Raw genomic sequence first — 6,195 nt, forward strand, 5'->3', positions numbered from 1 at the left:
GAGTCGGGAGCGGTTTTGGCGAAGGACGGGTGGTGCCGGCCCGGTTCTGGGCCACGGCGGTGAGGAAATGTGCCCCGTCGGCCACCGTGGTCGTGTTCAGCGTCGTACTGGCCGTGAAGCTCGTGGGGGGGGGTTGAGCACGGTGGCGAGGCTGCGGCCGTCGAGGACGAAGGTGATGGACGCGACCCCGGTCGAGTCCGTAGCCTGGGCCGTGAGCGTGATGGCCTGACGCACGAAGGCCCCTGGCGCCGGCTGGAGCAGCGCGACGGCGGGGGAGGCGGTGGTGTGGGTCAGGCTCACGGTCGTGGGCACCGAGCTGAGCCCATTGCCCCCGCTGGGCGTGGCGAAGACGGCCAGCGTGTTGGTGGCGTTCGCGGTCAGCGGCACGACGAGCGAAAAGCGCCCGGTGGCATCCGTGGTCCCCGTGACGACCGTCGTCACCACGTCATTGACCAGCACGACGATGTCGATGCGGAGGCTGGGATCAGCGGTGCCCGTCACCGTGATCGTGGGCTGGTTGGTGAAGGCCGGCAGCGGGTCGAGCAGCGGGGGCGCCGGGGCGCGGAAGCGGAGCAGGCGGCCGGCGGTGCCATCCGCCAGATAGAGCGAGCCGTCGGGACCGAGGCTGAGGCCCCGCGGGTCGCCCAGGTGGTCGGCGAACGAGGTCAGCGTGGCGTCCAGACGCACCTTGCCGATGGTGCGCTTGACGGGATCCGCGGGGCCGCTCGCCTCCCGGAAGCCGGCGTAGAGGCCGGTGACCAGCGCGAACTGGCCGGGCTGCATGAGCCCCACCGGCTGCTGGAGCCCGGTGTCGAGGAACACCACGGGCGTGCCGAGGGCACCGCCCGTGGCGTCGCTCGCCGCTCGGACGCTTAGGGCTTGCTATCGGTCTCGAGCAGCGCTTGAATGAAGGCGCGGCCGGCGGGCGTGTTCCAGTCGTTGGGTCCCACATGCCGACCCACGACGCGGCCCTTGCGGTCGACGAAGTATTTCGTGCCCGGGCCCCACACGCCATAGACCCGGCCGGTCAGATCGCCACGCTCGTCCAGGAGGACCGGAGCCACATACCCGCGCTCCTGCACAGTCCGTCTCACCAGGTCAGGATTCTCGCGAAAGCTGATCTGCACCACCTCGAAGCCTTTCGCCCCGTACTCCTGGTACAACGCGTTGACGGAAGGTAACTCCTTCCCACAGTCCGGTCACCACGTCGTCCAGAAGAAGAGCAGCACCACCTTGCCCCGCAGGTCGGCCAGGTGCACGGGCTTACCCTGCAGGTCGGTCAACGTAAAGTCCGGGGCCGGCTTGGGAGGATCGTAGCGCTGGACCCGCACGCTCTGGAAATCAGGCCCGGCGGCCACGGCCGACGCGGTGAGGAACGCCAGGACGAGACTGGAGATGACGATCGGCTTGATCATGCGCCGGACTCCTTGAAGGCCCGCAGCAACTCCTCGGGTTTGAGCCGCTCGAGGGCATTGTCTTCGGTCTTGAGGTAGCGAATGATCCCTTGGCGGTCGATGATGAAGTACGAGCGCTTGCCTTCCTGGGCGATGAGGCTCCTGTCGTCGGTCACCAGGGCCCCGTAGGCCGGCAGCATCCGACGGCGATAGTCCGATAGGAGCAGGTGCGTGATCTTGTTGGCCCGGATGAAGGCGTCGAGGTTCGCCACGTGATCGGAGCTGACGCCCACGATTTGAACACCGGCCGCCTCGAACTGGGCGAGGTGTTTCTGAAAGCCCCCGATCTCGTCGATACAGGTCTTGTTGGCCGCATCGAGAAAGGTGTAGAGGATGACCGGCCCCTTGGCGAGGAGATCGGCCAGCGTCACCAGCTTGCCGCCCGGTGCGGCGAGCGTGAAGTCCGGCGCGCGCTGGCCAACTTCGAGGGCGGTCGCGGGGCCGGCGAGGATGAGGCTGAGCATTGTGCCGATCAAAAGCCCCGTACTGAGCTGGTGTCTCGTAATCACGGGTGTTGGCGCGTAAGACCACCTGAATCGAGGGGTGGGTCTTTGAGGAGATTGACCAGGGATCAGGGCTGAAGCCCATTCGAGAGACTGACGTGCTCATGAAAAGGACGCTTGAGGCCGGTGACCGTGACCGTTGCGATCTTGGTGCTCGGGTCGAAGTCCAGGTGACCATCGAGAAAGTGCCGCGGATAGGCCCCACGGGGTAGATGAAGAATGCCCTCGATGTCTACTCGAGACCGCGTACTTTTCTGGAAGATGGCGGGGTCGGTAGGATCACCACTCAGCGCTAGCTCTTCCGGCTGGAAGCGCCACTGCCTGATAAGCTGTCCCAGCTTGTTGCTACCCGGTCTTACGACCAAGAAGAACTCGTAGGTGTGGTCTCGGCCTACGGCCGCAGTGTAAGTAGGTCCGTGGACTCTCGTCGTCTCTTTCGCAAAGAGCTCGACACTTCGATCTGATACATAAATTCGCCCGATCAATCCACCGGCGAGATGCCAGCCGGCATTCGTGGAGCGGGTCTCACTGACGTCAATTCCATACTCTGTGCGTGCAGCGCCCTCGGGATAGGAGTGGATCGTATCTTTGCGGGACCGGTCCCAAGGCACTTCCTGACCATCTTTCCATCGACCGTAGTGGCCTTCCAACATCCATTGCTTCCATAATTCATCCAGTGGCGCCCGGCGGGGCGGGATGTCGAGAAGGCAGGCTTGACCGAGCAGGGCTACACACACGGTCAGGATGTGGAGCAGGAACGTCTTAACGGTCAATATCGTCCTCCTGGGGATGGAGCCTCCGCCTGCAATCCTCCAGTGATCGTGTTTACGATGGTGTTTCGAACGAGAGGGTGGTTGGTAATGCTGAAGTGCCCGACTCCTGCGCCAGAGATTTGGATATTGGTCGCGTCTATGATGGGCCGTCCATTGATGAAGCTTTGCATTTGATAGAAGTTGGTAAGCGGACCACCCGGTGGCGCCATCGTATCATTGGCGATGAACGGGTCGATGGTGAAAACATGGTCGGGTGTGATGCCAGCATTGAGCAGTTCGTTCACAACTGCCAGTGCACGCTGGCCGCCGAGGCTGTGGCCGACGATGAAGAGCGGACGTCCAGCGGCCTGAATCCTCTTGGCCAGTTCCACAATGTCCTTTTGTTGTCCACTATTGAAGATCGCCACGGGCTCTTGCCGGAGCGTCAAATCCTGCTGTAGATTTCGCAGTCCCTCATTCCCACCCAAGAAACGGCTCGCTCCCCCAGGTCCTTTTGAGGGCGACCCACCATGAATGATGATCGTATCGAGCCCAAACGGATCTATGGCGTTGAGCGGCGTGTTCTGGACATAAACATAGCGATTCGCCCCAAGGCGCATGACGAGATCCTGGCTCAGGAACCGGTGGAGCGCGGGGGCATAGTAGCGAGCGCGATAGTAGTAGAGCCCGGTCCCGTCGTTCTCACGGCCTGTGAACTGGAGGGCGTTCTCTGAGGCAGCGCCCTCTGCCGTTGTGCTCCCGAAAGGGTTGTATATGTACCGCGTGCCAACTGACCCCGTCACGTCCGTGATGCCGACGATGGAGCCAAGACTATCGGCCAGATAAAACTCCTCGCCGTTCCGAGCCAACGGTGCGTCGATTCCAAGTAGGCGGAGGTACCCGACGGGGCCGAGGTCTCGAACTTCCTGGGCAATATCTGGACCGTCATAGAGATAGTGAGTGGTGGTGCTGTCGACGGTCTTGCTTAGACGGCGGCCGAACGCGTCGTACGCGAAGGAGGCGTTGATGCCGGGGCCGGCGAGCCCCACCAGCCGGTTGCGCGCGTCCCACGTGTAGGTCGTGAGCCCAGCGGGATCGGTGAGCGACGTGAGATTGCCGGCGCCATCGTAGCTGAGCGTTTTGTCGCCGAGGTTGAGCTGGCGGTTCTCAGCATCGTACGCGGCTGTCGTCACCGGCTCGGGCAGGAGCGTTCGCGCCAGGGAGCCCGCGAGTTGCACGAGACTTCCGGACGGATCGTACTGGTAGCTTAGGTCGCCGAGGGGGCCTGCGGCGTTGCGATAGATCAGCGCGGTTAGGCGTGAAGCCGCATCGTACTGATAGTCGGTGAAGACGCCGTTGGGCAGGATGAGCCGAGCGCGTCGTCCGGCTGGGTCGTACTCGATGCTGACTATCTGGGCGCCCTGGGTGATCTGGGTCAGCCGCGAGGCCGCGTCATAACCGTAGGTGGTGGGAGCCTGGCCGGGGGCGTCGAAGCGCGTTCGCCGGCCCAGGGCATCGTACTGGTAGCTCACCGTACCGAATGGACCAAGCTTCGCGGCCAGCCGGCCCGGCGCGTCATACTGGTTGATGACCGTGCCTCCCGCCGAGTCGGCCACCTGACTCACACGGTTGGCCGCGTCATAGGTAAACATCGTGCTGGCCCCGTCAGCGTAGGTGGCGGCGACGCGACGATCGGCGGCGTCGTGGGCGTACACAGTAACCCGGCCATTTCGATCTGTGTGGCGAATGAGATTTCCTGCAGCATCGTACTCGAACCGCTCGATTCGCCCAAGTGCATCCGTCCGCGTCGCCAGCCGATCCATCGCGTCGTGGGTATGAGTAATGGTATTGCCGCGAGCATCGGTGACGGTGAGCAGATTGCCGTTGCCATCGTAGCTCATCCGGGTGACCCCACCGGTCGCGTCAACAATCTGGCTAAGCCGGTTCAACGGATCGTAGGCGAACGTCGTAAGCTTGCCGCGCGGGTCGATCTGTTTCACGAGACGGGAGACAGCATCATATTCCCTGCGGGTGCTATTGCCGAGGGGGTCAGCAATCGTCGCGACGTTGCCGGTCGCGTCGTACGTGAAGGTCGTCGTGTTGCCCAGCGGATCTGTCGTGCGAACCGGCTGGCCGAACGCGTTGTACGCGATCGTCGTCCGAGCCACCAGTGGGTCGACGACCGCTGTAAGGTTACCCTGGAGGTCGTACTCGAAGCGAATGACGTTACCGAGCGGGTTGGTGATGCTGGTCGCCTTGTTGAACACCGGCTCGTACGTGGAGCTCGTGACGTTGCCCGCCGGATCCGTGATGCTCGCTGCGTTTCCGTTGGTGTCGTAGGTTACGCGTGTCGTGCGCCCCAGTGGGTCGGTGGTCGTCAGCAGGACGTTCGTCTGGGGGTCCCGGGTGAAGCGGGTGACCTGGCCGAGCGCGTCGACCTGCTCGACCACATACCGCGCGCCGTTGAACCGGGTCACAGAAGTATTCCCGCGGGGGTCCGTCAGGCGCGTCTCGGTGATGGTGCTCCCCACAGTCGTATACGCGAAGCGCCAGATGCCACCATCTGCCTGGGTCTGCTGGACGACCCGCCCCGCGGGATCGTAGACGTTGGTCAGGAAGGTGGTCCCGCGGGGATCGGTGATGGTCAGGAGCCGGTGGCTGAGGTCGTAGGTGTAGCGGGTGATGCCGCCGGCAGGGTTGGTGACGGAGGCCAGCCGCCCGAAGCCATCGTAGGCGTAGCTGACGGTCCGGTTGAGGGGATCGGTGATGGTGACGATGCGGCCGCTCGTGTCGTAGGTGACCCGGAGCTGGCGGCCGTCGGGGGCCGTGATGGTCTGGATGTTGCCGACGCCATCGCGCTGGATGGTGATGGCGTTGCCGAAGCGGTCGCGCTGCTCGATGAGGCGGCCGGTCGCGGAGTAGCGCTCGAGGCTGCCGTCCTTGAAGCGGATGGCGCGCGTGCTGTCAGGGGCGACGGTGAGCACGATGCCGCGCAGGAAGGGGAAGCGGAGGTTCTGAAAGGTGCCATCGGCCTGGCGCTGGAAGAGGTCCGTCCGCCCCGTGGGCTGGATGTAGCCGAGGGCGGTGCCGAAGGGCTGCACCTCTTTCTCGAAGTTGAAGGTGGTCTTGAAGCCAAAGGGGCCCGGCGAGGCGCCGCCGATGCCACCCCGCCGACTGTAATAACCCCGCTGGATCACGATGGGCAGCCGCGCCGGCAGCACCAGATCCGTGGCCGTGAGGAGGAATTGCCCGGTCGCCAGATCGACCGGCTCGGCACCCTGGCCCAGCGGGTCGTCCGGCGGACCCGGGTCGTCATATTCCGCGTTCAGCGTGCACCCGAAGAACGCCCAGCAGCAGAACTTGGTGAGCGAGACGCCGGCGTCAGGCACCATGATCGCCCCGTCCTCACTGATCGTGCCGGTCCCGATCTGCTTCCACTGGTTGGAGTTGGGGTCGAGGGTCGGGGCCGACTCGTAACTGTAGAAG

Annotated in this window: 5 protein-coding genes; all 5 read right to left on the minus strand. The window is 64.1% G+C overall.

The genetic code is table 11. The features are described from left to right. Positions 1-96: 96 nt before the first annotated feature. Positions 97-825: an Ig-like domain-containing protein gene (locus VGV13_07060; GenBank protein HEV8640838.1), complete on the minus strand. Its 729-nt coding sequence runs from the start codon at positions 823-825 to the stop codon at positions 97-99. A gap of 47 nt (positions 826-872) precedes the next feature. Next, on the minus strand, positions 873-1,415 hold the full coding sequence (locus tag VGV13_07065) for a TlpA disulfide reductase family protein (protein ID HEV8640839.1): 543 nt from the start codon (positions 1,413-1,415) through the stop codon (positions 873-875). Further along, entirely contained in the window at positions 1,412-1,918 is a 507-nt protein-coding gene (locus VGV13_07070) for a redoxin domain-containing protein (protein ID HEV8640840.1), read from the minus strand. The genes VGV13_07065 and VGV13_07070 overlap by 4 nt, the downstream gene beginning before the upstream one ends. Before the next feature lie 107 nt (positions 1,919-2,025). After that, positions 2,026-2,730: a hypothetical protein gene (locus VGV13_07075; protein ID HEV8640841.1), complete on the minus strand. Its 705-nt coding sequence runs from the start codon at positions 2,728-2,730 to the stop codon at positions 2,026-2,028. After that, the gene (locus VGV13_07080) at positions 2,727-6,101 is read right to left on the minus strand and encodes an RHS repeat-associated core domain-containing protein (protein ID HEV8640842.1); all 3,375 of its coding nucleotides are present in this window, start codon (positions 6,099-6,101) and stop codon (positions 2,727-2,729) included. Before VGV13_07080 ends, VGV13_07075 begins: the two co-directional genes overlap by 4 nt. Positions 6,102-6,195: the final 94 nt, after the last annotated feature.

This window comes from Candidatus Methylomirabilota bacterium (genome assembly GCA_036001065.1).
GTDB lineage: Bacteria > Methylomirabilota > Methylomirabilia > Rokubacteriales > CSP1-6 > MNEF01.

Bases quoted from the DNA above. Each gene is read 5' to 3' on its own strand.
- VGV13_07070 (HEV8640840.1), bottom strand. From the start codon at position 1,918: ATGCTCAGCCTCATCCTCGCCGGCCCCGCGACCGCCCTCGAAGTTGGC.
- VGV13_07080 (HEV8640842.1), bottom strand. From the start codon at position 6,101: ATGGTGCCTGACGCCGGCGTCTCGCTCACCAAGTTCTGCTGCTGGGCG.